The sequence below is a fragment of the Mycobacterium sp. genome, assembly GCF_019247635.1.
Lineage (GTDB): Bacteria > Actinomycetota > Actinomycetes > Mycobacteriales > Mycobacteriaceae > Mycobacterium.
In genome coordinates this window covers 18,131-43,101 of record NZ_JAFBAR010000101.1, presented here as the reverse complement: position 1 = coordinate 43,101, position 24,971 = coordinate 18,131, and the positions used below count along the sequence as shown (strand labels likewise).

The 24,971-nt window shown below is 66.3% G+C and carries 21 protein-coding genes; 7 read left to right on the top strand and 14 right to left on the bottom strand.

Annotation, left to right across the window (positions count from 1 at the left end; translation table 11 throughout):
* Positions 1-74: 74 nt before the first annotated feature.
* From JO236_RS16650 to JO236_RS16615, 8 genes are all read right to left on the bottom strand, one after another.
* Positions 75-1,955, bottom strand: coding sequence for a serine/threonine-protein kinase (locus tag JO236_RS16650; RefSeq protein WP_293332540.1), 1,881 nt, complete (start codon positions 1,953-1,955; stop codon positions 75-77).
* A gap of 314 nt (positions 1,956-2,269) precedes the next feature.
* Entirely contained in the window at positions 2,270-4,090 is a 1,821-nt protein-coding gene (locus JO236_RS16645; protein ID WP_293332537.1) for a serine/threonine-protein kinase, read from the bottom strand.
* A 268-nt stretch (positions 4,091-4,358) separates the two neighbouring features.
* The gene (gene embR, locus JO236_RS16640; RefSeq protein ID WP_293332534.1) at positions 4,359-5,507 is read right to left on the bottom strand and encodes an ATPase/transcriptional regulator EmbR; all 1,149 of its coding nucleotides are present in this window, start codon (positions 5,505-5,507) and stop codon (positions 4,359-4,361) included.
* 317 nt (positions 5,508-5,824) lie between these two features.
* On the bottom strand, positions 5,825-6,517 hold the full coding sequence (locus JO236_RS16635; RefSeq protein ID WP_293332531.1) for a C39 family peptidase: 693 nt from the start codon (positions 6,515-6,517) through the stop codon (positions 5,825-5,827).
* A 201-nt stretch (positions 6,518-6,718) separates the two neighbouring features.
* Positions 6,719-7,429, bottom strand: coding sequence for a C39 family peptidase (locus JO236_RS16630; RefSeq protein ID WP_293332528.1), 711 nt, complete (start codon positions 7,427-7,429; stop codon positions 6,719-6,721).
* A 308-nt stretch (positions 7,430-7,737) separates the two neighbouring features.
* The gene (locus tag JO236_RS16625; RefSeq protein WP_293332526.1) at positions 7,738-8,058 is read right to left on the bottom strand and encodes a DUF732 domain-containing protein; all 321 of its coding nucleotides are present in this window, start codon (positions 8,056-8,058) and stop codon (positions 7,738-7,740) included.
* 142 nt (positions 8,059-8,200) lie between these two features.
* On the bottom strand, positions 8,201-10,108 hold the full coding sequence (locus tag JO236_RS16620; protein ID WP_293332523.1) for an ABC transporter ATP-binding protein: 1,908 nt from the start codon (positions 10,106-10,108) through the stop codon (positions 8,201-8,203).
* Positions 10,109-10,116: 8 nt separating this feature from the next.
* Positions 10,117-11,865 carry an ABC transporter ATP-binding protein gene (locus JO236_RS16615; RefSeq protein WP_293332520.1) on the bottom strand — a complete coding sequence of 583 codons (1,749 nt, stop codon included), beginning with the start codon at positions 11,863-11,865 and terminating at the stop codon, positions 10,117-10,119.
* A gap of 151 nt (positions 11,866-12,016) precedes the next feature.
* Here JO236_RS16615 and JO236_RS16610 point away from each other — a divergent pair, with 151 nt between their 5' ends.
* Positions 12,017-12,574: a DUF3558 domain-containing protein gene (locus JO236_RS16610; RefSeq protein ID WP_293332517.1), complete on the top strand. Its 558-nt coding sequence runs from the start codon at positions 12,017-12,019 to the stop codon at positions 12,572-12,574.
* A complete protein-coding gene (locus tag JO236_RS16605; protein ID WP_293332514.1) occupies positions 12,571-13,119 on the top strand; it encodes a DUF3558 domain-containing protein in 549 nt (182 codons plus the stop codon). Before JO236_RS16610 ends, JO236_RS16605 begins: the two co-directional genes overlap by 4 nt.
* Positions 13,120-13,128: 9 nt before the next feature.
* On the opposite strand, the gene JO236_RS16600 is transcribed toward JO236_RS16605, so the two are convergent.
* Together JO236_RS16600 and JO236_RS16595 are read right to left on the bottom strand one after the other, a co-directional pair.
* Positions 13,129-13,632 (bottom strand): SixA phosphatase family protein, encoded by a 504-nt coding sequence (locus JO236_RS16600; protein WP_293332511.1) that lies wholly within the window; start codon positions 13,630-13,632, stop codon positions 13,129-13,131.
* 87 nt (positions 13,633-13,719) lie between these two features.
* Positions 13,720-14,409, bottom strand: a complete 690-nt coding sequence (locus JO236_RS16595) for a TetR/AcrR family transcriptional regulator (RefSeq protein ID WP_293332507.1) — start codon at positions 14,407-14,409, stop codon at positions 13,720-13,722.
* A gap of 102 nt (positions 14,410-14,511) precedes the next feature.
* On the opposite strand from JO236_RS16595, the gene JO236_RS16590 reads away from it, so the two are divergent.
* Positions 14,512-14,964 (top strand): hypothetical protein, encoded by a 453-nt coding sequence (locus JO236_RS16590; RefSeq protein WP_293332504.1) that lies wholly within the window; start codon positions 14,512-14,514, stop codon positions 14,962-14,964.
* Positions 14,965-14,987: 23 nt separating this feature from the next.
* On the opposite strand, the gene JO236_RS16585 is transcribed toward JO236_RS16590, so the two are convergent.
* The 3 genes from JO236_RS16585 to JO236_RS16575 all read right to left on the bottom strand — a co-directional run bounded on the left by JO236_RS16585 (position 14,988) and on the right by JO236_RS16575 (position 16,301).
* Positions 14,988-15,263, bottom strand: coding sequence for a hypothetical protein (locus JO236_RS16585; protein ID WP_293332501.1), 276 nt, complete (start codon positions 15,261-15,263; stop codon positions 14,988-14,990).
* Positions 15,264-15,333: 70 nt separating this feature from the next.
* Complete coding sequence (locus JO236_RS16580) at positions 15,334-15,723, bottom strand: ester cyclase (RefSeq protein WP_293332496.1); 390 nt, start codon at positions 15,721-15,723, stop codon at positions 15,334-15,336.
* Positions 15,720-16,301 carry a helix-turn-helix domain-containing protein gene (locus tag JO236_RS16575; RefSeq protein ID WP_293332493.1) on the bottom strand — a complete coding sequence of 194 codons (582 nt, stop codon included), beginning with the start codon at positions 16,299-16,301 and terminating at the stop codon, positions 15,720-15,722. Before JO236_RS16575 ends, JO236_RS16580 begins: the two co-directional genes overlap by 4 nt.
* 302 nt (positions 16,302-16,603) lie before the next feature.
* On the opposite strand from JO236_RS16575, the gene JO236_RS16570 reads away from it, so the two are divergent.
* The 4 genes from JO236_RS16570 to JO236_RS16555 are packed head-to-tail and all read left to right on the top strand — an operon-like array spanning position 16,604 to position 23,322.
* Complete coding sequence (locus JO236_RS16570) at positions 16,604-17,764, top strand: metallophosphoesterase family protein (RefSeq protein WP_293332490.1); 1,161 nt, start codon at positions 16,604-16,606, stop codon at positions 17,762-17,764.
* Positions 17,761-20,382, top strand: coding sequence for an AAA family ATPase (locus JO236_RS16565; RefSeq protein WP_293332487.1), 2,622 nt, complete (start codon positions 17,761-17,763; stop codon positions 20,380-20,382). Before JO236_RS16570 ends, JO236_RS16565 begins: the two co-directional genes overlap by 4 nt.
* 43 nt (positions 20,383-20,425) lie before the next feature.
* A complete protein-coding gene (locus tag JO236_RS16560) occupies positions 20,426-22,015 on the top strand; it encodes a GMC family oxidoreductase (RefSeq protein ID WP_293332484.1) in 1,590 nt (529 codons plus the stop codon).
* A 59-nt stretch (positions 22,016-22,074) separates the two neighbouring features.
* Entirely contained in the window at positions 22,075-23,322 is a 1,248-nt protein-coding gene (locus JO236_RS16555) for an alpha/beta fold hydrolase (RefSeq protein ID WP_293332481.1), read from the top strand.
* Here the strand turns inward: JO236_RS16555 and JO236_RS16550 are convergent.
* Entirely contained in the window at positions 23,309-24,955 is a 1,647-nt protein-coding gene (locus tag JO236_RS16550) for an ABC transporter family substrate-binding protein (protein WP_293332478.1), read from the bottom strand. The genes JO236_RS16555 and JO236_RS16550 overlap by 14 nt on opposite strands.
* Positions 24,956-24,971 lie beyond the last annotated feature (16 nt).

Sequence of the window (24,971 nt, the reverse complement as noted above, 5' to 3'; positions counted from 1 at the left end):
CTAGATGAGAAAACTAAACATCTTCTTCTGAACCGGAATTTTCAAGATATTCATCAAGATCACCTCAACGGTTGTCACGAGTGGCCCGTCCACCACTGGTAGAGGGCGTCCAGGTTCGGTCCTTGGCCGCCCTGGGTCGGGCCCCCGACGACCGACACCACCAGGCTCTGCTCATTGCTCCACATCACCTGCGGCTGGCTGCCTTTGTAGACGCCACACGCGATCTGCCCGAGGACGGTGTTCGGATCCGCCTTGTGCCACCACTTGCCCGGTGAGGCCCCTCCGCCAGGGCAGCTCTGCAGCTGGATGGTTCCCATGAAGGCCGTGAACGCGTCCTGCACGCCCTTGACGTCCGTATACAGGCCATACGCCGCGATCGGAGGGCCGTTGGTATCGGTGTTTTGGCCGCACTTCACCGAGACCACGGCGCCCTTCATCGGTTCGGTCTGCGGTGTGCAGACGCCCGCCGCGTAGCCCGTCGGCAGCGTTCTCATGAGCCGGTCCAGCGCCTCGGGGGTCGTGGTGGTGGTGGTCGGCGGGGTGGTCGTCGTTGTGGTGGTGGTCGTGGTTGTCGTGGTGGTCCTGGAAGTGGTGGTGGTCTGCGCGTGCACGGGATTGTTGTTGTCACCGTTGGACATCGCGATCACGATGGCCGCTACGGCGATCGCGACCACAAGGGCGACGACGCCTGCGATGATGGGCCAGCGTTTGCGTGGTGGTTGCGGTTGGTGCTGGTTCCACGGCATCTGGCCGCTGAACTGCTGGGGTAGCGGACCGCTGGGCGGGGGCGCGCTGAACTGCTGGGGTACCGGCCCGCTGGGCGAGGGGCCACCGAAGTGCTGGGGTAGCGGTCCGCTGGGCGACGGACCGGCCCAGCCGTCGCTGCCCTGCGCCGGCACCGGGCCGGGGCGGTTCGCGGGGGGGATGGGGCCGCTGGCGCGGGCCCAGTTCGGCTGCTCGGCCGGCTGGGGCGGTTGGGGGCGATATGCCGGCCTGGTAGGGCCAGGCTGGGGCACGGGTGCCGGCGGCTGATTCTGGACGGGAGGTGACGTGCCCATCCAGCGCGGCAGGGTGGCTTCCGTGCTAGTGCGCAAAATGTTGACGGCCTGGTCCTGGTCGGGAGTGCTGAGCGCCTCATGGGCGGCCAGGGCCAGATCACCCGCGCTGTCGTAGCGGTCCGTGGGCTTTTTGGCCATGCCGCGAGCCACGACGTCGTCAAACGCCTTGGGGATGCCCGAGCGCGCGAGGCTGGGCCGCGGGATGGGGTCCATCATGTGGTTGCTGACCAGTACGCCGGCATTGTCCGACGGGTAGGGCGGCGTCCCGGTCAAACACTCGTACAGCACGCAGGCCAACGAGTAGATGTCGGCGCGGAAGTCGGGCTCGACGTTGGAAAACCGTTCCGGGGCCATGTATTTCCAGGTGCCCACCGGGGCGCCGAGCTGCGTGAGTTTTTCGTCGGTTTTGGCACTGGCGATGCCGAAGTCGACCAGGTAGGCGAAATCATTCGGAGTGACCAGGATGTTCGGCGGCTTGATGTCGCGGTGCATGACATCGGCGGTATGGGCGGCATCCAGGGCCGAGGCGATCTGGGTGATGATGGGCACCGCGCGCGGCGGTGTCAGCGGGCCATAGCGCTTGAGCAGGGTGTCCAGATTGATGCCCTGGATCAGCCGCATCTCCAGATACAGCTGTCCCTCGAGTTCGCCGTAGTCATGGATCGGCACCACATGGGGTTCCTGCAAACGACCGGCGGTGCGGGCTTCACGCTTCATCCGCTCGCGGAACACCGGGTCGTTGCTGAATTGCTCCGACATCAGCTTGACCGCGACGGTCCACCCCTTGACGGTGTGCTCGGCCTCGTAGACCTCGCCCATTCCGCCACTGCCCAAGGCGCGTTTGAGGTGATAGGGCCCAAACATCGACCCCGCCCGCGAGCCCGGCGCCTCGCTCATCACTGACCCTCCAAACCAACCCCGACCCCGCCGAGGTTATCAACAACCTGCGGGTTGGCCGGTGAATCGCAACAAGCGGTCTCGGCAATTAGGACGGGCAACCCGCTCCCGGGCGCGCCGCCCGACCGGGCTCGGCCGCGGGAAAATGGCCGGGTTCGCCATGCAGGTGTCCGCGCAGTCAAGTGGAATCACGCTGATTCTGTTGCGCCCCTTAGGCGTAGGCTCGCGACGGTGCATTCGGCGCCCAGATGCCAAAGGGGCCAACGGCGACGGGGTCGCGCCAGAAGCGTTGCGATGACACAGAATTCGTCGGGTTAGCCGCTGTTCTTTGTCCACCAGGTGTACAGATCCGCCAGTGTGGCGGGGTCCCCGAAGACATCACAGAGCATCACTTTGGCTTCGTTGCTCCAGATCACGTTCGGATGGTTCTTGTAGGTGGCGCATGCGATCATTCCGGCGGTCACCGTCGGGGTCTTGTCGTGGTGCCAGCCGTCTGGCGACGGTCCCGCGCCCGGGCAGTCCGCCAGCTGCACGGCCGCGATGTCGTCGTTGAAGGCCTGCTTGAGCACGTCGGGGTTGGAGAAGAGCCCATAGACCGCACGACTTGGACCGCCCTGAAGGTCGTTCTGCGAGCAGTCGACCATGGCCACGGACTTCACCCAGATGCTGCCTGACTTCGGCGTCGTCGGCGTGCATGCGCCGCTGCTGTAGCCGTTGGGCAGCATGGAGAGCAGTTTGCTTTGTAGGTCGTTGGTCGGGGTGGTCGTCACCGTGGAGCTGAACGGGCTGGTCGTGGTCGTGGTCGTGGGGCTGGTGCTCGTGGTGGTCGCGGTTGGTTTGTTGTCGTCGGGCTGGTTGGCCAGCCAGATACCCACCCCGGCGATCACGAGGACGATCACAAGCGCGATCACACCGGCGACGATGGGCCACGGGTTGCGCTGTTTGCGGGGCTGTCCCTGGTTCCAGGACGGTCCGCCGGTGAACTGTTGGGGCGGTGGCGCGCTCGGGGGCTGGCCGCCCCAACCGCCACCCTGATATTGCGGGGTGGGCCCGCTCGGCCCGCCGGCCGGTGCCCATGAGGGGCCCTGTGCCGGCCCTGCCTGCGCCGGCTGCGGGATCGGTCCCGACGGCGGCGCAGTGCCCAGGGGCCCCGAACCGCCTTGGTTGGGGTAAGGCGGTGGCGCGACGGGTCCAGGCGGTGGCGTCGTGGCCCGGGTCGGCACCTGGGTTGCGGCAATGGTGCCGGGCAGGGTGGCTTCCTGGCTGCGGCGCACGATGTTGTCGGCGTGGTCCTGGTCGGGCGTGCTAAGCGCCTCGTGGGCGGCCAGGGCCAGATCACCGGCACTGGCGTAGCGGTCTCCGGGCTTTTTGGCCATGCCGCGCGCGATGACGCTGTCGAACGCCTTGGGAATACCGGCGCGGGCGGTGCTGGGTTGGGGAATGGGATCCAACATGTGGGCGGTGACCAGCATGCTGGCGCTGTCGGCCCGATACGGCGGGGCCCCGGTCAGGCACTCGTGCAGCACGCAGGCCAGGGCGTAAATGTCGGCGCGGTAGGTGACGTCGTCGTTGGAAAACCGTTCGGGGGCCATGTATTTCCAGGTGCCTACCGCGGTGCCCAGTTGGGTGAGTTTCTCGTCGGTGGTGGCGCTGGCGATGCCGAAGTCCACCAGGTAGGCGAAGTCGTCGCGGGTGACCAGGATGTTCTGGGGTTTGACGTCGCGGTGCATGATGCCGGCGGCGTGGGCGGCGTCCAGAGCGGAAGCGATCTGGCTGATGATGGCCACCGCGCGGGGCGGGGTCAGCGGGCCGAAGCGTTTGAGGATGCTGTCCAGGTCCACGCCGTCGATGAGGCGCATCTCCAAATACAGTTGCCCGTCGACTTCGCCGTAGTCGTGGATGGGCACGACGTGGGGTTCCTGCAAACGGCCGGTGGTGCGCGCTTCGCGTTTCATCCGCTCGCGAAACACCGGATCCTTGCTGAACTCCCCGGTCATGACCTTGACTGCGCAGGGCCATTCCTTGACGGTGTTCTCGGCCTCGTAGACCTCGCCCATCCCGCCGCGGCCCAGCAGCCGCTTGAGGTGGTAGGGCCCGAACATCGTTCCCACCCGCGAGCCGGATGCCTCGCTCATCGTTGCCCTCCAAACCAACCCGTGACCCCGCCGACAATATCAACCTTGCGACAAACCGGTGGGCTGACGGCCTCGACAACCTCGCGGGTCCCGCAACCGCGACAGTCATGCTGACGCTAGGCCGCCATCCGACCTGCCCGCGGGGTATCGGCGACGTCTCAGGTGGCACCTGCCGCCGAACTGGGCGCCGCGTCGAAAATCTTGCTGCTGATGCCAGCGTGCCGCGGGCGCATAGCCGGAACATGTTGGCCGGCAACCGCATTCGGCACTACCCGCTGGCGCCAGGCCGAGCCGCGATCTGAAAGGTGAAGTCGTGGTCGCAGATACGGATGTGGTCCCCGTCTTTGAGTGTGGCGGCGGACCGGATTCGCTCGTGCTGCACATACACGCCGTTCGACGACCGCAGGTCATTGATGATGTAGTTGGTGCCCGTGTCGACGATGACGGCGTGGTGTCGGCTGACGTTGGCACTGTCGAGGACGATGTCGTTGTCGGAAAGCCGCCCGATCCGGGTCGCCGCCGCTTGCAGCGGGTAGCTATGGCCGTTGGCTTCGTGCAGGTAGGCGACGACTTTCTGGCCGGAAACCTGGGTGCGTTGATCGAGCACCGTGACGGTGCCCGCGGCGGTGGTCTTGGCGGACGTCTTCACATCGAGCGATTCCTGGCGCAGAATCCGCTCGTTGAGCGCGCGAAGGTTCGGGCCCGGGTCGATGCCCAGGTCGTCGGCGAGCGTTGTCTTCACTCGGCGGTAGGCAGCCAGTGCGTCGGACTGGCGGTCGGTGAGGTAGTAGGCGGTGATCAGCTGCGCCCACAACGGTTCCCGGTAGGGGTGTTCGGCTGTCAGGGCCTCGAGTTCGGCGATCACGGACGCCGCACGTCCGCAAGCGATTTCGGCTTCAGCCTGCGCGGTATGGACTAGAACTTTGTCCTCCACCAGCGAGGTCGCATAGCTGTCGACGAACTGGAAGTCACGCAGGTCCTCGAGCACCGGGCCGCGCCACTCCGCCAACGCGGCCGACAGGTGCCGGCTGGCCTGTTCGAACCGGCTGGAAGCGGCCGCGTGCACACCCGCGGTCTTTTCCGCGATGAACCGCCCGAGATCGCAAGTGTTGTCGGGGATGTTGAGTCGGTAACCCGGCGGTGCCGCGGCCAATACCACTCGCGGATCGATTCCGACCGCGCTGAGAAGCTTGCGCAGATTCGAGACGTAGGAGTGGATACTTGCCCGCGCCCCCGACGGGGGCCACCCCTCCCACAGTGCGGTGATGAGCGCATCGACGCCGACGGGCCGGTTCCTGTTGATCACCAGCATGGCCAGCACCGCCCGCTGCTTGGGGGTACCGAGCGGCACCAGGGCGCCGTCGACGCTCATCTCCAACGGCCCGAGCACACCGAATTCGAGGCGTTTGTCCACCATCGCGCTACCAGCCCTTCCGGGTGCTCTGCGGCCTCATCTGCCAAGCTGCCAATACGGTGCCACCACCTGACATCGTGATCGACGACGACATAGTGATTGACATTGTGGTACCAACTTCCCCGATCCGGAAGAAATCGAAAATCTCGCGCACCGTGTTGGGGTGCGCAGCACCGTCACCCGCGGTACCGCTGCCGTTTCGCGGTACCGGCCGTCGGGATGGCTGAAATGCTTGCCGTGTCAACGAGATCATCGCAACTCACGTGAATCAGCTTGGTGTTCAACCGGACACGAGACAGTGGGCAGTGACTAGCGGACATTTAGGTGGTGACGACCAGTCGCTCACCGCTGGTGTCCCAGGATTCCACGAACAGCTGGATGGAGATCTGCTCGTCGCGACCGGTCTTGATGCCGCTGTCGTTGAGGTGCACCACGTTGTTGACGGTGTCGATACCGGTTACCACCACCGCGTGATCGGATACCGGGTTACCGTGCTCGTCCTTGCTCTCGATGGGCTGGTGCCAGATCATTTCGGCGTTGACGCTGACGATGATCTTGTGTCCGCCGCTGAGCAATTGCTCGAGTCCCTCGATACCGACGGGGACGCCGGTCTTGGCGGAGTACTCCTTGTTGCTGGCCACGGCGTTGACGTTGTACCGGGCCAGCAGTGTCGGCAGGTCCCACATCATGGTGCCCATGCCCTCGCTTTTCTTGTCGACCGGCTTGATGTAGATCGAGCCGGAGTGGACCGTGCTCGGAGTGGACTGGGCTTTCTTGATGATGGCCTGCTCCGAGGGCTCCTTGCCCGTCACCTGACCGACCACGTCCGCGCTCGACATGATGGCGCAGTCGTCGTACTGCTGTAGGCGCCACCACTGGGCGGCCGTGCTGGGGTCGCCGTATGTGGTGCCCGAAGCGGCATCGGCCGGGCTGGACAATCCCAGGGCGACCGCGCTGGCAACCAGGACGAGGATGGCGAGGCGGGCGATCTTTGCCATCTTGTAGGTGATCATGGGTGGTTCCTTCTCTCGTACCGCTCGTTGCGGCGTTGGCTTGTTGAGTAAAGGTTCCGACGTTGACCTAATCGTTATCTCTGCGAATCCTTGGAGCGAATTGCCTTGGCGTTCAACCGGAAACGCGAAGGGCGGGCAGCCCGGCCCGAGGTGCATGCATCGGGGTGGCTGCCCGCCGTCGCGGCGTCTTGCGGCTGACATTTAGGTGGTGACGACCACCATCTCGCCGGCGGTGTCCCACGACTTCATGAACAGCTGCATGGAGATCTGCTCGTCGCGGCCCGTCTTGATGCCGCTGTCGTTGAGGTGCACGATGTTGTTCGCGGTGTCGATCCCGGTCACTACCACTGCGTGGTCGCCTTCGGGGTTGCCGTTTTCGTCCTTGTTCTCGATGGGCTGGTTCCAGATCATTTCGCCGTTGACCTCGACGATGATCTTGTGGCCGCCGCTGAGCAGTTGCTCGAGTCCCTCGATGCCGGCGGGGACGCCGGTCTTGGCGGAGTACTCCTTGTCGCTGGCCACGGCGTTGACGTTGTACTGGGCCAGTAGCGTCGGGACGTCCAGCATCGAGGTGCCCATGCCCGTGTTCGGGTCTTTCTGGTTGGCCGGCTTGATGTAGATCGAGCCGGAGTGGCGGGTGCTGGGGGTGGACTGGGCCTTTTTGACGATGGCCTGCTCGGATGGCTCCTTGCCGGTGACCTGACCGATCACATCGGCGCTGGACATGATCACGCAGTCGTCGTACTCCTGGTGACGCCACCACTGGGCGGCGGCGGTGGGGTCGCCGTACATGGTGCCCGAAGCGGCGTCGGCCGGGCTGGACAGTCCCAGCGCGACACCGCTGGCGGCGACCATGAGGATCGCGGCGCGGGCGATTTTGGTGAGGTTCCCGGTGTTCTTGCTGGTGTTCATTGTGGTCCCTTTTCTCGTTCCGCTCGGTGGCGGTGTGGCTTGTTGAGAAAAGGTTCCGACGTTGCCCTAATCGTTATCTTTACGAATCCTTGGAGAGACTTAGCGCGATCACAGCCGTCGCGCGGGTCGGCTGCAGGGCCCCATGGGTTCGGACGACAAACCAGTTTCGGCTACGCAGCCTGATGGTTGTCCGCCGCGCGATCGAGTCTGCGTCCGTGGCATCGAGCCTGCGCGCAGGGCGTGTTTTCGACGGGTTCTTGCGCCCTGGACGCAGTTTCGCCGGATGGGCCGGATCGCCCATCGCCGGCTCAGGCGGACTCGGTGGCGTACTGCGGGCAGTAAATCCTGGTCGCGTCGTCGACGAAGACGGCCGCCTGCTTGGAGGTCAGGTCCGTCTGGCTGACCACCTCATCGGCGATTTGGCTGCCGGTCTTGCCGGCGGCCAGTTCCTGGCACACCTGGTTACCTTCGCGGGCCGCCTCCTGAGGCGAGGAGAACGAGATACCCACCGCCTTCATCTGCGCGATGAATGCGTCGTCGGCGGTGCTGGCCGAGGCACTGCCGGCCGTTGCGACCGCGAGGACGACGCCGGCGGCGGCGACGGCTGACATGAGGCGGTGTGCAGACATGCTTTCCGATCCTTCGTTGTGGGGGTCCAGCCCTGGATCAGTTCAGAATTCGTGCAGGCCCTTGATGGATCCTCAAAGACTTCTTGAGAACTTCTTGGAGCCGCCTCGATAACGGCGCGACCCGCCTCGGAGTTGATGCGGGTTACGTCGACGCCTGCGTCATCGCGTAGTACGCGCCGCGGCGGGCCAGCAGGTCGGCGTGATTGCCCTGCTCCACGATCCTGCCGGCCTCCACCACCAGGATGCGGTCGGCTCCGCGAATCGTCGAAAGCCGGTGGGCGATAATAAAACTCGTTCGATCGCGGCGAAGCTCACCCATAGCCCGTTGGATGAGCACCTCGGTGCGGGTGTCCACGGAACTCGTCGCCTCGTCGAGGATCAACAACTGCGGGCGAGCCAGGAAGGCGCGGGCGATCGTGACGAGCTGTTTCTCGCCGGCGCTCAGGTTGCCGCCGTCGCCGCTGATCCGTGTCTGGTAGCCAGCCGGCAGGGTATGGACGAACCGGTCGACGTAGGCGGCCCGAGCCGCTTCGGTGATCTCGTCCTCGGTGGCGTCGGGCCGGCCGTAGGCGATGTTCTCGGCGATCGTTCCGTCGAAGAGCCAGACGTCTTGCAGCACCATGCCGATGCGTGATCGCAGCGATTGCCTGCTCACCGAGGCGATGTCGACGCCGTCGATCAGGATTCGTCCGGAATCGACCTCGTAGAACCGCATCAGCAGGTTCACCAGCGTGGTCTTGCCCGCTCCGGTCGGTCCGACGATCGCGACGGTGCTGCCCGGTTCGGCCACCAGCGACAGGTCGTGGATCACCGGGTGGCCCGGGTAGTAGGCGAAGTTGACGTGCTGGAATTCGACACGGCCCGTTGGGCGTGGGCCCTCGCTGCCGGGCAGTGGCGACGAGGGGTCGGGTGCTTGCTCGGGCTCGTCGAGCAATTCGAACACCCGCTCGGCGCTGGCCACCCCGGACTGCAGCGTGTTGTAGATCATGGCAACCTGCGACATCGGCGTATTGAATTGCCGCACATACTGAATGAACGCCTGGATGCTGCCGAGCGTGATCTGTCCGGTCGCCACTTGCACGCCGCCCACCACCGCCACCGCGATGTAGCCAAGGTTGCCGATGAACATGGTGGCCGGTTGCACCAGGCCCGAGATGAACTGAGAGCCGAAGCTGGCCCGGTACACGTCGTCGTTGAGCCTGCGGAACTGTTCTCTGGCCGCGGCCTGGTGGCCGAAGGTCTTGACCAGTGTGAACCCGCTATAGGTCTCTTCGATGTGGGCGTTGAGCCGCCCCGTGCTGGTCCAGTGGGCCATGAACAGCCGCTGGGAACGTCGGGTGACGGCGCGGGTGGCCAGCAGCGACAACGGCACCGTCAGCAAGGTGATCAGCGCGAGTAGCGGTGAGATCGACACCATCATCGCCAGGACCGCAATCACACTCAGGATCGAGGTCACCAACTGGCTGATCGTCAGCGACAGCGACGACTGCAGGTTGTCGATGTCATTGGTGACCCGGCTCAGCAGCTCGCCGCGCTGGCGCGCGTCGAAGAAGGACAGCGGCAGCCGGTGCACCTTGTCCTCCACGTCGGAACGCAGCGTGATCATCGTCCTCTGGACGGTGACGTTCAACAACCGCGCCTGGGTCCACATCAACAGCGCGGCAACCAGATACAGCGTCACGGCCAGCATCAGCGTGCGGGCCACCGCGCCGAAGTCCACACCTTGGCCGGGCACCACGTTCATCCGGGACAGCAGGTCGGCGAAGGTGCCCTCACCACGCGCCCGGGCCGCGGCGACGGCCTGCGCCTTGGTGATGCCGGCCGGCAGCCGTCGTCCGATCACGCCGTTGAACAGCAGATCGGTGGCGTGGCCCAGGACTCGCGGAACGATGACCCCGATCGCGGTGCCCGTGATGCCGAGCGTCATCACCGCCAGGCTCGGTCCCCGTTGCGGCGCAAGGCACTTCACCAGCCGCGTCGCCGAACCCCAGAAATCGCGCGCCCGCATCGCGGCTGGCGGTGGCGCCGCGCCGCGTGGCCGCACGCTCATGGTCACAGTCACTGCGCGCCGCCGACTTCGGCGGCCACCGACTGCGAGGCGGCGAACTCCGCATAGGTGGCGCAGTCCGTCAGCAGTGATTCGTGGCTGCCCACACCGACGATCTTCCCGTTGTCGACCACGATCACCTGATCGGCCTGGCATGCGGTCGAAATCCGTTGTGTTACAACGATAACTGTCGAACCTCCGGACTCCTGCCGCAGTGCCGCGCGGACCCGCGCGTCGGTGTGCACGTCCAGCGCGGAGAACGCGTCGTCGAACAGGTAGATCGCCGGGCGGGAGATGACGGCTCGGGCGATCGCCAACCGCTGACGTTGCCCGCCGGAAAAGTTGATTCCGCCCTGGGCCACACCCATCTGCAAACCGTGCGGGCCCACGAAGTCGTCGGCGGCGGCCACCCGCAACGCGTCCCACATGTCCTCGTCGGTCACTTCTTGGTCCGGGCTCACGCCGTACCGCAGATTGTCGGCGACGGTGCCGGAGAACAGGTAGCCGCGCTGCGGCACCAGCCCGATCGCCGACCAGAGCCGTTCGGTCTGGTAATCGCGAACGTCGATGCCGTCGACCAGGACGGCGCCGGCCGTGGCGTCGTAGAGCCGGCAGATCAGCGATACCAGCGTCGACTTGCCCGAGCCGGTGCTGCCGACGATCGCGGTGCTGGTGCCGGGCAACGCAGTGAACGAAATGTCCTCTAGCACTGGGCGATCCGCGCCGGGATACTTGAACGCCACGTCTTCCAGGCGAACTACGCCGGTGATGCCGGCGGGCGGAAACACCGGGTTGGCCGGGCTCTGCACGGCGGGGTGCGTGGACAGTACCTCGTTGATCCGCCCGGCGCAGACCGACGCCCGCGGCAGCACCATCAGGGTCATCGTCGCCATCATCACCGCCATCAGGATCTGTCCGAAGTAGGACAGGAAAGCGGTCAGCGAGCCGACCTGCATCTGGCCGTGGTCGATGCGTAGCCCTCCGAACCAGATCAGCGCGACGCTGGACACGTTGACGATCAGCGTGGTCGCCGGTGGCATCAGGGCTTGCCAATTACCGGCTTGCAGCGCGGTATTGGACAGGTCGACGTTGGCCCGCGCGAACCGGTCCCGCTCGAAGCCTTCCCGGGTGAACGCCCGGACCACCCGCACGCCGGAAAGTTGGTCGCGCATCACGCGATTGACGGCGTCGATCATGCTTTGCATGGCGCGGAACAGCGGCAGCATGTGCGAAATGACCCAGTAATTGGTCACCACCAGGACCGGCACACAGATCAACAGCAGCCAGGTCAGCGCGGCCTCCTGGTGGATGGCCATGACGATTCCGCCGATGCACATGATGGGCGCTGTCACCAGCACGGTGGCCGTCGTCTGCACCAGGAACACGATCTGGCGGACGTCGTTGGTGCTGCGGGTCATCAAGGTCGCCGCGCCGAATCGGGCCGTCTCTTGCTCGGAGAACGTGATGACATGTTCGAACACCGCCCCGCGCAGGTCACGGCCGAAGCCGGTGCCGATCCGCGAGCCGACGTAGATCGCCCCGACCGCGCACGCCACCTGCAGCCCGCTGACTCCCAGCATCAACACGCCGAGGCGGAGGATGGTCGCGGTGTCGCCTTTGGAGACACCGTCGTCGATGATCGTGGCGTTGACCGTCGGAAGGTACAGCGACGCCAGGGTGCTGGTCAGCTGCAGGAGCATGAGCACCGCGACGAACCGACGATACGGCCGAATGTACTGGCGCAGGATTGCCAGGAGCATTGGGTAACTGTCGCACACCACCGCCTGCGGGCCCGGAGTCGGCACGGGCTTCGCCGGGGGCGCTGAAATGCCTGATCAGGTCGTGTGTCGGTGGTTGACCCGGTGGGCTGCCGCTAGAGTGCATCTGTGACCAGCAGTAGACGAGGTGGCCGTGCGGCGTGACGTGAAGGCACCGGGCCGGGCGGTCGTCGCGGCTCTGGCGGCTCTGATTCTGGCCGTTGCTGGTTGCTCCAATGGTGGTGACAACAAACCGGGAGCGACGGCGTCGCCGACGGCGGGCGGGGAAGGCCACCACGGCCCGATGTTCCCCCAGTGCGGCGGCATCAGCGACCAGGCGGTCGCGGACCTGACCAAGGTCACGGGGTTGATCAACACCGCCAAGAATTCCGTCGGATGCCAATGGCTGGCGGGCGGCGGTATCCTGGGCCCGCACTTTTCTTTCTCGTGGTACCGCGGCAGCCCCATCGGGCGTGAACGCAAGACCGAGGAGTTGTCGCGCGCGAGCGTGGAGGACATCAACATCGACGGCCACAGTGGTTTCATCGCCGTCGGCAACGAGGCGAACCTGGGTGACTCGTTGTGCGAAGTCGGAATCCAGTTCCAGGACGACTTCATCGAATGGTCGATCAGCTTCAGCCAAAAGCCCTTCCCGGCGCCGTGCGACATAGCCAGGGAACTGGCCCGTCAGTCGATTGCGAACTCGAAATGACCGGAAACCGAAGTGTGCGTTGCCTTATCGCGCTGGTGCTCGCCGCGCTGATGGTGTCGACCGGTTGTTCGAGGTCGATAGGCGGTACGGCGGTCAAAGCGGGCGGCAACGTCCCTCGCAACAACAATTCCGAACAGCAGTATCCGAACCTGCTCAAGGAATGTGAGGTGCTGACCACCGACATCCTGGCCAAGACCGTGGGTGCCGATCCGCTTGACATCCAGAGCACCTTCGTCGGCGCCATCTGCCGGTGGCAGGCACAAAACCCGGCCGGGCTGATCGACATCACCCGGTTCTGGTTCGAGCAGGGCAGCCTCAACAACGAGCGCAAAGTGGCCGAATACCTCAATTACAAGGTCGAATCACGCACCATCCAGGGTGTGAATTCGATTCTGATGCGCCCGGACGACCCCAACGGTGCCTGCGGTGTCGCCAGTGACGCTGCCGGCGTGGTCGGCTGGTGGGTCAACCCGCAGGCGCCGGGCATCGACGCGTGTTCGCAGGCCCTCAAGCTCATGGAGCTGACCCTCGCGACCAACTCGTGACGGTCTCGTCTAGCGGGGGACGTGAAAGTCGGTCAGTGCGGCGCTGCCGGGCTCGACGAGTTCCCAGCCACCCCGCACGCGCAGCACCGCGATCCCCGACGTCGGGAACTTGATCGAAATTCGTTCCAGTGCTTCGGCGTTGGTGCCTTCGCCAGAAAGCAGGATCGCCACCGCGGACGTAGTCGGTTCGTGCCCGAGGACGAGCAGGGTGCCGACGGTGTCGTTGGCGACGCCGTTGATCTCGTCGATCACCGTCCCAGGGCTGGCTCCGTAGAGCCGGTCGATAAATTGCACGGGCGCGTCGATCTTGCTGCACGCCAAGGTCTGTCGGGTGCGCGTCGCTGTGGAGCACAGCACGCGGTCAACGACGGGCACAGTGGCGCGCAGCCAGTCTCCGGCCAGTCCGGCCTCCCGACGTCCGCGGGGCGCCAACGGGCGGTCATGGTCGACGACACCCGGCGGGTAGTCAGACTTCGCGTGCCGCATCAGCAGCAGCGTGCGCTCATCGTTCATTTTCAGACACCTTAGGTCCGTGCCGTCAGGATTTGCCGTGGGGTCCCAAGATGTCTGTGCTGGCCGTCCCGAGCATCGCCGCTCGAGTCAGCCGCCCCCACGGTGTGATTCATTTTGCCCCTGAGCCGCGCGCGCGTTGAGCGCGGCGGCCAGGGAGCGTTCGGCACGCCGGCGTGAGTCGCCAAGACCGACCATCAGGTTGATCGCCAGTGGGAGCAGCACGCCTTGCAGTCCTTGGGGGTCGATGAATCCGCTCATCGCCAGCAGCACGAATCCGTGGGTGGCACTCAAGATCTGGGTGGCCGCAGGGGTCGGCTCCTGCGGTCGGATCCGCCCGGCCTCGATGACCCGCTCGACCGCACTGACCAACACCGACAATGCGTCGACTCCTTCGGCGAGATCCCACGGGGTGGCCGCCCCGGCTGAAGGCTTAGGGATTCCACCAAGGTCGGTGAGGCCGAACAGCAACCGATACAGTTGTGGGTTTTTCATCGCGAACTCGCCGTAGGCCAGGCCGCCGGCGATGAGATCAGCCATCGGATCGTCGGTGTGGGGCACCCCGCGAGTGTGCTCGGCGAAGCGCGCAAGCCCTTCCCGCATCACCGCTTCGATCAGCTTGGGCATGCCGCCGAAGTGCGTGTACACCGCCATCGTGGACGCGCCGATCTCACCCGCCAGTGTTCGCGCTTGAATCGCCCCCGGCCCGTCTCTCTCGAGCACGGCCAAGGCGGCGGCCACCAGGCGGTCCCGCGTGCTCAATGTGTCGGCCGAAGTCATCATTGACATCATGCCATAACCATCGTTATGGTCAGGACAAGGAATAACACTTGTTATGACACCGGAGGCGGGCCGCCCGCCGCGATCACCCGGAGGACGGACATGGCTGCAAAAACGCTCGTATACCAACGGCTGATCGTCGGCCTGGGTGGCGCACTGTTGATAGCGTCGGTCTTCCTGCCGTGGGCAGACGTTCAGGGCGTCCGAAAGACCGGTTGGGAGTTCAACACGGTGGCCGCCGCGTTGTTCCTGGTCGCTGGCGTGTTCGGAATCGCCACCGCGATCACCGGTGGGCACTACGGTGCTGGCCGCCCTGATCTATCGGTTATCGCCGCCACCGACTTGCTCAACACCACTTCGATGTTGCTGTTGGCCTGGCTGATTTTCGATTTTCCCGAACATGCCACCCGTGCGCCCGGCGTTTACTGTGCGCTGATCTCAGCGGCTGTAACCGCATTCGCCGTCGCCGACTATCGCCCTCTACGGGGAGCGCCCTGGTTTCCACTCCTCAAAACGAGCGAACCGCCCGCGCGAGCATCCCGCGAATGGAGTTGATGCGCAGGCGGGCACGCCCTCGATCAGCTCACCGACCTGATGGAGTCCAGCAGCTCGCGCAGATAGGCTGCGCTGTCGTGGTGTGCGTACGCGCGCAGCCAGTCGACGAGCCTTTCGACAAGCGCGGCGGGTACCGGCATGTTCGCGCCGTCAATTGTCTCGAGCAGCTTGGTGATCGCGGTGTAGGAATAGCCCGCGCCGATAGCGGTGTACACGACGGTGCGGTCGCGCTCAGGAAGGTGGAGGCTCGCGATCTCGGCCAGTTCCCACGCCAGGTCGGTCTCGGCCCAGTCGTCCACGCGAATATTCTCGCGCATCTCGGGTATTCGCGCGCCTCGGTCCGCGAAGGGTAGAGACGACCGGAGCGCACTAGCCGCCCGGCCGCCACCCGAGTTGCAGCAACAGACCCAGGTCGTCACGCACCGCGCGGTGCCGGGCGATGCGGCCGTCGGCGACGGAGAAGATGTGCACCTGTTTATGGTGGATTCGCCTGCCAGTGGCGGGAATCCCGTTGAACTGTCCGGTGTGTTCGCCGGTCATGATCGCGGCGACCATCACAACGTGATCTTCGACAGCGCTCTCCTGCAGTTCAAAACTCAGGTGGGAGAATGCGTCCCGGAGCCATTGGCTGGCCGCCAGGAATCCCGCCGGCCCGGGAAGCTGCCGTTGGACGTCTTCGGGATCGTCCCCGGCTTCCTCATTCACGTAGTCGGGCGCGATGATTCGTTCGGCGAGCTGCACATCACCCGTTTCGATCAACCGGAAGGATTCGAGGGCAACAGTTTTCGCGGTTGTTGGGTCAGCAAGCAGCCGACGGGGGACGTTCCCGCAAGCGCACGGCACTCATTGATCATGTGCGGTTGATCCGTATAGCGTGCCTCGACGGCCAACTCCGCCCATGAGGCGCGGTCTCCGCGATGGTGGGTCAAGTCCAACAGGCGTTGGAAGCGAAGGATCCGTCCGAACCGTTTGGGGCCGTAGCCGACGGCGACGGCAAAGCGGCGGCGCAGTTGTCGTTCGCTGAGGTCGAGCACGGCGGCCAGCTCGGACACCTGCCGGAGGGGGTGGCGTTGCAGCATCCCGATCGCCCGGGTGACCGCGACGTCGACCGATGGCTCGCGATCGGCGAGACGGTCGAGCACCAGGTTCTGCAGGGCCAGCACGCGCTGAACGGGAGTCGTTGCGGCGAGCGCCTTCTCGGTCGCCCGTTCGACGGCCGCACCGAACGTTGAGTGCGCCGGGATCAGTTGGTCGGTGAACTCGCTGACGGGCCGGCCCAGGACGGCCGCCGCCGCGCCGGGCCGTAACCGCAAGCCAGCCAGCACGTCGTTCGCCACCTGTAGGTCATAGAAAGTCGTGGCGGACCGGCGATCATCACGTCACCCGGCGATTTGACAAACAGGTCCACACGACCGTCGGGTATCACGCGGACAACCCCGGTGGCCGACCGCGCCACCCGCACTCCACCAACTGCAGCAACCGTCGATCGGGGCGAAACTCCTGATACATGCTCTGCGTATCAAACCAGCTCGGGCAACTCGCCGTCCAGCGCGCGGTGCGCGTCCCCGAAGTTGTCGGCGCCCCGACCTAAACTCACGGCACGCAAGTCCGAAGGTTCGAGAGAGGCGAGATCCCGGAGATGAGATTCCTGCACACCGCCGACTGGCAGTTGGGCATGACCCGGCACTTCCTTGCCGGTGAGGCCCAGCCGCGCTACTCGGCGGCCCGCCGTGACGCGGTGGCCGGCCTGGGTGCGCTGGCCGCCGAGGTGGGCGCCGAGTTCGTCGTCGTCGCGGGGGATGTCTTCGAGCACAACCAGCTCGCCCCGCGGGTGATCGGTCAGTCGTTAGAAGCCATGCGCGCCATTGGAATTCCGGTCTACCTGTTGCCCGGCAACCACGACCCGCTCGACGCGTCGTCGGTGTACACCAGCTCGTTGTTCAAAGCCGAGTGCCCGGACAACGTCGTGGTGCTCGACCGGGCCGGCGTCCACCAGGTCCGGCCGGGCGTCGAGATCGTCGCCGCGCCATGGCGATCCAAAGCCCCGACCGTCGACCTCGTGGCTGAGGCTTTGGCGGTGCTGGGCGCCCCGGCCGCAGACCAGGTCACCCGGGTGCTGGTGGCCCATGGCGGCGTCGACGTGCTCGACCCCGACCGCGACAAGCCCTCGCTGATCCGGCTGGCCGCGCTCGACGACGCGCTGGCCCGCGGCGCACTGCATTATGTGGCCCTGGGCGACAAGCATTCGCTCACCAGCGTCGGCGGTAGCGGCCGGGTGTGGTACTCGGGCTCGCCGGAACCCACCAACTTCGACGACGTCGAATCCAATCCCGGCCACGTCCTGGTCGTCGACATCGACGAAGACGAGTCGGAACGTCCCGTCACCGTCGAGGCCCGCCACGTCGGTCATTGGCGGTTCGTCACGCTGCGCCGGCCCTTGGATACCAGCCGCGACGTCGCCGACCTCGACCTGAACCTGGATCTGTTGACCGGGAAAGAACGCACCGTCGTACGGCTGGCCCTGACCGGTTCGTTGACCGTCACCGACCGCGCGGCGCTGGACGGCTGCCTGGATAAATACGCGCGGCTGTTCGCGCATCTGCACATCTGGGACAGCCACACCGACCTGGTGGTCATACCGGCCGACGGCGAATTCGCCGACCTCGGTATCGGAGGTTTCGCCGCTGCGGCCGTCGAAGAATTAGTACAGGCGGCCCGCGCGGGTGACACCGAATCGGCCGCGGCCGCCCAGGCGGCGCTGGCGTTGTTGCTGCGCCTCGCCGATCGAGGTGCGGCATGAGACTGCATCGGCTGGTCCTGTCCAATTACCGCGGGATCGCGCACCGGGAGATCGAATTCCCCGACCACGGGGTGGTGGTGGTGTGCGGCGCCAACGAGATCGGTAAGTCGTCGATGATCGAGGCCCTGGATCTGCTGCTGGAGTCCAAGGATCGCTCGACCAAGAAGGAAGTCAAACAGGTCAAGCCGACCAACGCCGATGTCGGCGCCGAGGTCACCGCCGAAATCAGCAGCGGCCCTTATCGTTTCGTATACCGCAAGCGTTTCCACAAGAAATGCGAGACGGAGTTGACGGTGCTGGCGCCGCGCCGTGAACAGCTCACCGGGGACGAAGCCCACGAGCGGGTGCTGGCGATGCTCGGCGAGACGGTGGACACCAACCTGTGGCATGCCCAGCGGGTAATGCAATCGTCGTCGACGGCGGCAGTCGACCTGTCCGGCTGCGACGCGCTGTCCCGCGCCCTGGACGTCGCCGCTGGTGATGACGCCGCCCTGTCGGGCACCGAGCCGTTGCTCGTCGAGCGCATCGACACCGAGTATGCGCGTTACTTCACCCCGACCGGACGACCCACCGGCGACTGGGCCGCGGCGATCTCCCGATTGGCCGATGCCGAGGCCGCGGTCGCCGACTGCGCCAACGCCGTCGCCGAGGTCGACGAGCGGGTGCGTCGTCACGCCAGCCTGACCGAGCAGGTGGCCGAGGTATCCCAGCAGCGGCTTGCCGCCGCGCCGCGCCTCACCGCCGCGCAGGCCGCGGCCGACAAGATCGCCGCCCTCGAAGAACACGCCCACGAAGCCAAGCTGATCGCCGTCGCCGCCGTCGCGACGCGCGAGGCAGCAGCGGCCGCGCACACCGGACGGCAACAACTGCTCACTGAAATCGGCACGCGCACAGCAACTGTCAGCGCAGCCGAGGCTGAAGCGCAGACGGCCGCCGAAGCGCACGCGACGGCGCGCACCGATGCCGAGGCAGCCGACGCCGCATTTGAGTACGCCACCCAAGCGCTGAGCGCGGCGCACACCCGCGCCGAAGCCGCCGGCCGCGTAGTCAGTCAGCTCGCCGACCGTGCCGAGGCCGACCGGCTGAGCGCCCGGCTGGCCAAGATCGAGGCCCTCGACGCTGACCGCGAAAAAATCGGCTGCGAGCTTGCCGAAAGCACGATGAACGAGGAGCTGCTGCGGCGAATCGAAACCGTCGCGGCCGCCGTCGACCATACCGGGGGACGGCTGGAATCGATGTGCGCGGCAGTCGAATTCACCGCCACCGCCGACATCGAACTCACGGTCGGTCAGCAGCGGGTACCGCTGTCGGCCGGCCAGACGTGGTTGTTGACCGCCGCCCACCCCACTCAGGTGGAGGTTCCCGGCATCCTCACGGCGCGCATCACCCCGGGCGCCACCGCTGCCGATGCTCAGGCCAAACACGCTGCGGCGCAACAGGAGTTGGCCGCCGCGCTGGAGGCCGGCAACGTGGCCGACCTGGCCGCCGCCCGCGCGGCCGAGCAGCGCCGACGCGACCTGCAGAGCCGCCGCGACCAGCTCGCCGCCACCCTGGCCGGCGTGTGCGGTGACGAGCAGCCCGACCAATTGCGGGCACGCCTGGCGCAGCTGCGTGCCGGTCAGCCCGCCGAACCCGATCTTTTCGGGCTGGACAGCGGCACCGCGCGTGCCGAGCTCGACGCGGCCGAGGCGGCGCGGGCGACAGCGCAGACCGAATGGGAGCTGCACCGGCAAAGCGCGGCCGCGGCCGCTCACATCCTTACGGAAAGCTCCACGCAGGCAACGGTTTTACGGAATAACGTGGAAGCTCAGCGCGCAGAGCTGGACGCGGCCACCGCGAGACTGGCCCACGAACGGACGGCGGTCAGCGACCACGAGCTGGCAGCAGCGGCGGAGGCCGCGCAGCGGGGGGCGCACACGGCGGAAGCCAAGGTCGCCGAGCTGGCCGAGCAACTCTCGGCCGCGTGCCCGCACGCCGTGGCCGCCGAATTGGCCGAGGCCGCCGAGGCGGCAGAGTCGCTGAGCGCTCGTTACGAAGACGCCGCGCGGACGCTGCGCGAGATCGATATCGAACTCTCGGTGATCGGGAGCGAGGGCCGCCAGGGCAAGCTGGACGCCGCCGAGATCGAGCGCGAACATGCCGCCAGCCAGCACACCCGGATCGGCGAGCGCGCCAGGGCCGCGGCGCTGTTGCGCACGACGATGGCGCGGCATCGCGACTCGACCCGGCTGCGGTATGTCGAGCCCTACCGGGCAGAACTACAGCGCCTCGGCACTCCGGTGTTCGGGCCAACTTTCGAGGTCGACATCGACAGCGACTTATGCATCCGGAGTCGCACCCTGGACGGCACCACGGTGCCCTATGACTCGCTATCCGGCGGGGCGAAAGAGCAACTCGGCATCCTGGCTCGGTTGGCCGGTGCGGCGCTGGTCGCCAAGGAAGACGCCGTTCCGGTGGTCATCGACGACGCGCTCGGGTTCACCGATCCGGACCGGCTGGCCAGGATGGGTGAGGTGTTCGACAGCTTGGCTGCTGACGGTCAGGTGATCGTGCTGACCTGCGACCCTGACCGCTACGACGTCGTCAAGGGCGCGCACCGCATCGATCTCAAAATATAGAGACCGCTTCTCGGCCCGCGCGTCATAGACTCGGCCCCGAAGCATGGACACTCAGAGCGATTACGTGGTGGTCGGTACGGGCTCGGCCGGGTCGGTCGTGGCCAATCGACTGAGCGCGGACCCGGCGGCTTCGGTGCTGGCCCTGGAGGCGGGTCCCCGCGACAAGAACAGGTTCATCGGAATACCGGCGGCCTTCTCCAAGCTGTTCCGCAGCGAGGTCGATTGGGACTACCTGACCGAACCCCAGACTCCGCTGGCCAACCGCGAAATCTATTGGCCCCGAGGCAAAGTGCTGGGCGGATCGTCGGCGATGAACGCGATGATGTGGGTGCGCGGATTCGCCGCCGACTACGACGAGTGGGCCGCACAGGCCGGTCCCGGATGGTCCTCTGCTGAGGTGCTCGAATATTACCGTCGTATCGAGAACGTCACCGACGCATGGCACTTCGTCAGCGGCGACGACAGCGGGGTGTCGGGTCCGCTGCACATTTCTCGCCAGCGCAGCTCCCGGGCGTCGACCTCGGCGTGGTTAGAGGCCACTCGTGAGTGCGGGTTTCCGACTGCAAAGCCAAATTCCGCTGCGCCGGAAGGATTCTGTGAGACTGTCGTGACCCAGCGCCGGGGCGCCCGGTGTAGCATTGCCGACGCCTACCTGCAGCCGGTGATGAACCGCAAGAACCTCGACGTGCTCACCGGTGCCCACGTGACGCGAGTCGTCATCGAACGAACCCGGGCCGTCGGGGTGGAATATCAACGTGACGGCCAGACACACGTCGCCCACGCTCGCCGCGAGGTCGTGCTCTGCGGCGGTGCAATCAACAGCCCGCAACTGCTGATGCTCTCCGGCGTCGGCGACCGCGACCATCTCGTCGGGCACGGTATCGACATCGTCCGCCACGCACCGCAAGTCGGACAGAACCTGCTCGACCATCTCGTGACGGTGCTGGGCTTCGAGGTCGACGACGACAGCCTCGCCGCTGCCGAAACGCCGAAGCAACTGCTCAACTACCTGCTGCGCCGGCGCGGCATGCTCACGTCCAATGTCGGTGAGGCGTACGGCTTCGTCCGCAGCCGGCCCGATCTAGAGCTGCCCGACCTCGAGCTGATCTTTGCGCCCGCGCCGTTTTACGACGAGGGCCTGCTGGTCGAGCCGCCCGGCCACGGGGTGGTGTTCGGGCCGATCCTGGTGGCGCCGGAAAGCCGCGGCCAGATCACGCTGCGGTCCGCCGATCCGTTCGCCAAACCGATCATCGATCCGCGCTACCTGTCCGATCCCGCCGGCCTCGACCGCACCGCGATGATGGCGGGGCTGCGAATTTGCACCGAGATCGCCCAAGCGCCCGCGCTCAACAGGCTGCTCGGGTCCATCGCGCGGCCGCGCGGCTGCACCGAACTGAACGATGCCACCCTTGAACTGGCTCTGCAGACGTGCTCGCACACGCTCTATCACCCGCTGGGCACCTGTCGGATGGGCCTTGACGAGGCCAGCGTCGTCGATCCGCAGCTTCGGGTCCGCGGAGTCGACGGGCTTCGCGTCGCGGACGCCTCGGTGATGCCCGGCACTGTTCGTGGGCACACCCACGCTCCGTCGGTGCTGATCGGCGAGAAGGCCGCCGATCTGATCCGCGCCTAACTTAGGCCACACACAGGCGGTCTCGGCAGAATGGGACTGATGACGGCGGCCCGATACCGATGACGATGGATGCGAAGCGGCGCAAGGTCCATGACAAGCTGGCGGCACTGCCTGGCGTGCGGCCGGTACGCCGGCCGATATCCCCAGGCGGCGACGAACACTTCGATCTCTACTACGTGCGCACCGGCCGCAAATCCGCGCACCCGCTGGTGATCATTCCCGGCGGCCCGGGAGTGGCGTCGCTGCGGCTCTACCAGGGTCTGCGGCGGCGGGCCGCGGCCGCCGGGCTGGACGTCATCATGATCGAGCACCGCGGGGTGGGAATGTCGCGGCACGACGACTCCGGCGCCGACCTGCCGCCGCAAGCGCTCACCGTCGAGCAGGTGGTCGACGACGTGGCCGCGGTCCTCGACGACGCCCATGTGGACCAGGCCATCGTTTACGGCACGTCGTACGGCACCTACATCGCGGCGGGCCTCGGGGTGCGGCACCCCGGCCGGGTGCGGGCGATGGTGCTCGATTCGCCGTTGCTGTCCCACGACGACATCGGCGTGGTGCGCGACGCCATCCGCGGGTTGTTCTTGAACGGCGATAACCCGTTGGCGCCCAAGGTTCGTCGACTCGTGGACGCCGGAGTGATGACCGCGTCGGCGGGACAGATCGCGGCGACGGTATACGGCCACGGCGGGACCGATCTGCTCGACCGCCAACTCGACCTGCTGCTTGACGGCCGAATCATGCTGTGGCGCAGCCTATCCCGGTTTACCACCATGGTCAGCCGCGAGGCGCCGTACCGCTACGAGATCGACCTGGTGAGCCGCATCGCGTTCCGTGAACTCGACTATGCTGCCCAGCCCGATGGCCTGCCATTGGACCCCGCCGTGGCGGCGCGGGAAACACTGCCCACGGGGCCCGGTCTCGACGCGGCTTTTGAGGCCGAGCCGTACGACCTGATAGCCGAGTTGCCGAAATTCACCTGGCCGACCGTCGTAGTCTCCGGTGGGCGCGATCTCGTCACGCCACCGGCCGTGGCACAGCGCGTCGCGTCGCTGCTGCCCGATGCCGTGCTGCTGACACTTCCGACCGTGGCGCACAGCGCGCTGGACTTTCGCGAACCCGCCGCGCTGGCGATCGCCCGCGCGGTGTGTCGCGACGATATCGCCGGGCTGCCCAGCCAGGCGCAGGCGCTGGACGCGCTTCCGGCGCGCGCACCGCTGCGTTTGCTGTGGAAAGCGATCGACATGGCGGTTGCCGCCGAGGGCGCGCTGCCGGTCTGCCAGCGCCGACGTCGGCTCAGCTCCGCATGAACCCGATGGCGGTGTAGTTGACGTCGGCCAGGCCCCGGGCCCCGAAATTGGCCAGGGTACTCAACACCGCGACGTTGCCCGGGGATTGGGTCAACGGCAGGCTGAATCCTTCGTCCCAGACGAGTTTGTCGACCTGGTTGGCCAGCGCGCGGGCCTTGACCGGGTCGAGTTCGGCGAGCGTGCGCTCGATGGCGTCGTCGATTTCCGGGCTGCCGATCTTGCCGAAGTTGCTGTCGCCGTCGGACTGGTAAATCTGGTTCAGCGCGGACAACGGGAACGCGTCGCCGACCCAGCTGAATTGCGCGATGTCGAAGTCACCGACGTTGACGTAGTTGCTGAAGAAGCCGTTGCCGGACTTGGCTTCCAGCTCGAGTTGGACGCCGATCTGCGCCAAGCCGTGTTGTGCCACCTCGGCGAACTGCCGCGACGTCAACGCGTCGTAGAACAAGATGCGGATGGCCAGCCGCCGACCGTTCTTCTCCCGGAACTGACCGTGCAGCTGCCAACCCAGCGCATCGAGTTCGCGCTTGGCCTGCTCGGGGTCATAGGCAATGCTGTTGTCCTGGTAGCCCTCCTGCCCGGCGACGTAGATGTGGTTGTTCAGCGCCGTAGGATCGCTGACCAGGCCATGCAGGGCGACCTTGGCAATGGTCTGCCGATCGATGCCTTTCAGCACGGCCATCCGCAGCGCTTTGTCAGCCAGGATCGCCCCGGGGGCGCCGTTGATGGTGAAGTGGCTCCAACTCGGGGCGGGGGCATGCCGGATCGAGATGCCCTTGGTGCGCTGCGCAATGGTCAGCTGGTCGAGTGAGCCCACTCCCGCCGCGTCGATGGTGTTGTTCTGCAGCGCGGGCAGCTGCGCGGCTTCATCGAGGACCAGGTAGGTGATGCTGTCCAAACGGGGCCGGGTGCCCCACCATTTCGGGTTGCGGGTGAACGTGATTCGCTGCGCGGTGCGGTCCACCGAGGACACGATGAACGGGCCGGCCGACGGGCCGGGCGCGCTGAGCTCGCCCTTGTTGAACACCTCGGGTGTGGCGGTCATGCTGGCGGGAAACAGAGCTCCGTTGCCGGCGAACATCCCGCGCCACTCGGCGTATGGCTTGGCGAAGGTCATGATCGCCTGCCGGTCGTCGACACCGCGGGTCACCGATGCCACGCGGTCGGCGCCGCCCGGGGCGGCGATCTCGAACGTCTTGTCCGCCCCGCTCAGGGCGTGGATCTGGCTGGCGATGTCGCGCCAGGTGACCGGTGAACCGTCCGACCACGCCGCCTTGGGGTTGATGGTGTACGTAACCACTTGTGGCGCAGTGTTAGTCAGTTCGACGCTGGTGAAGAAGTCGTGGTCGACCGTCGTCGAGCCATCAGGACCGACGATGAAGGCGCGCGGCATCGTGGCCTTCATCATCGCGCCGACTTCGGCGGTGTTGCCGTCGATGTGCAGCATGTTGAAGTTCTGCGGAAATTCGGCGAGCGAGAGTCGCAGGTTGCCGCCGTCCCGCAGGGTGGCGGGATCCTGCGGATTGATGTCGCTGGCGGTGCCCAACGCGGCGCTCCCACCGGCCGACGGGGTCAGCTGCGCACCTCCCGAGCAGCCCGTCAGCGCCAGGATGGTGGCCAGCAGGATGTGCATGGCCCCGCGTCGAGTC

Coding starts and splice junctions, on each gene's coding strand:
- JO236_RS16650 (WP_293332540.1), bottom strand. CDS start 1,955: ATGAGCGAGGCGCCGGGCTCGCGGGCGGGGTCGATGTTTGGGCCCTAT.
- JO236_RS16645 (WP_293332537.1), bottom strand. CDS start 4,090: ATGAGCGAGGCATCCGGCTCGCGGGTGGGAACGATGTTCGGGCCCTAC.
- embR (WP_293332534.1), bottom strand. CDS start 5,507: ATGGTGGACAAACGCCTCGAATTCGGTGTGCTCGGGCCGTTGGAGATG.
- JO236_RS16635 (WP_293332531.1), bottom strand. CDS start 6,517: ATGATCACCTACAAGATGGCAAAGATCGCCCGCCTCGCCATCCTCGTC.
- JO236_RS16630 (WP_293332528.1), bottom strand. CDS start 7,429: ATGAACACCAGCAAGAACACCGGGAACCTCACCAAAATCGCCCGCGCC.
- JO236_RS16625 (WP_293332526.1), bottom strand. CDS start 8,058: ATGTCTGCACACCGCCTCATGTCAGCCGTCGCCGCCGCCGGCGTCGTC.
- JO236_RS16620 (WP_293332523.1), bottom strand. CDS start 10,108: ATGAGCGTGCGGCCACGCGGCGCGGCGCCACCGCCAGCCGCGATGCGG.
- JO236_RS16615 (WP_293332520.1), bottom strand. CDS start 11,865: ATGCTCCTGGCAATCCTGCGCCAGTACATTCGGCCGTATCGTCGGTTC.
- JO236_RS16605 (WP_293332514.1), top strand. CDS start 12,571: ATGACCGGAAACCGAAGTGTGCGTTGCCTTATCGCGCTGGTGCTCGCC.
- JO236_RS16600 (WP_293332511.1), bottom strand. CDS start 13,632: ATGAACGATGAGCGCACGCTGCTGCTGATGCGGCACGCGAAGTCTGAC.
- JO236_RS16595 (WP_293332507.1), bottom strand. CDS start 14,409: ATGACTTCGGCCGACACATTGAGCACGCGGGACCGCCTGGTGGCCGCC.
- JO236_RS16590 (WP_293332504.1), top strand. CDS start 14,512: ATGGCTGCAAAAACGCTCGTATACCAACGGCTGATCGTCGGCCTGGGT.
- JO236_RS16570 (WP_293332490.1), top strand. CDS start 16,604: ATGAGATTCCTGCACACCGCCGACTGGCAGTTGGGCATGACCCGGCAC.
- JO236_RS16565 (WP_293332487.1), top strand. CDS start 17,761: ATGAGACTGCATCGGCTGGTCCTGTCCAATTACCGCGGGATCGCGCAC.
- JO236_RS16560 (WP_293332484.1), top strand. CDS start 20,426: ATGGACACTCAGAGCGATTACGTGGTGGTCGGTACGGGCTCGGCCGGG.
- JO236_RS16555 (WP_293332481.1), top strand. CDS start 22,075: ATGACGATGGATGCGAAGCGGCGCAAGGTCCATGACAAGCTGGCGGCA.
- JO236_RS16550 (WP_293332478.1), bottom strand. CDS start 24,955: ATGCACATCCTGCTGGCCACCATCCTGGCGCTGACGGGCTGCTCGGGA.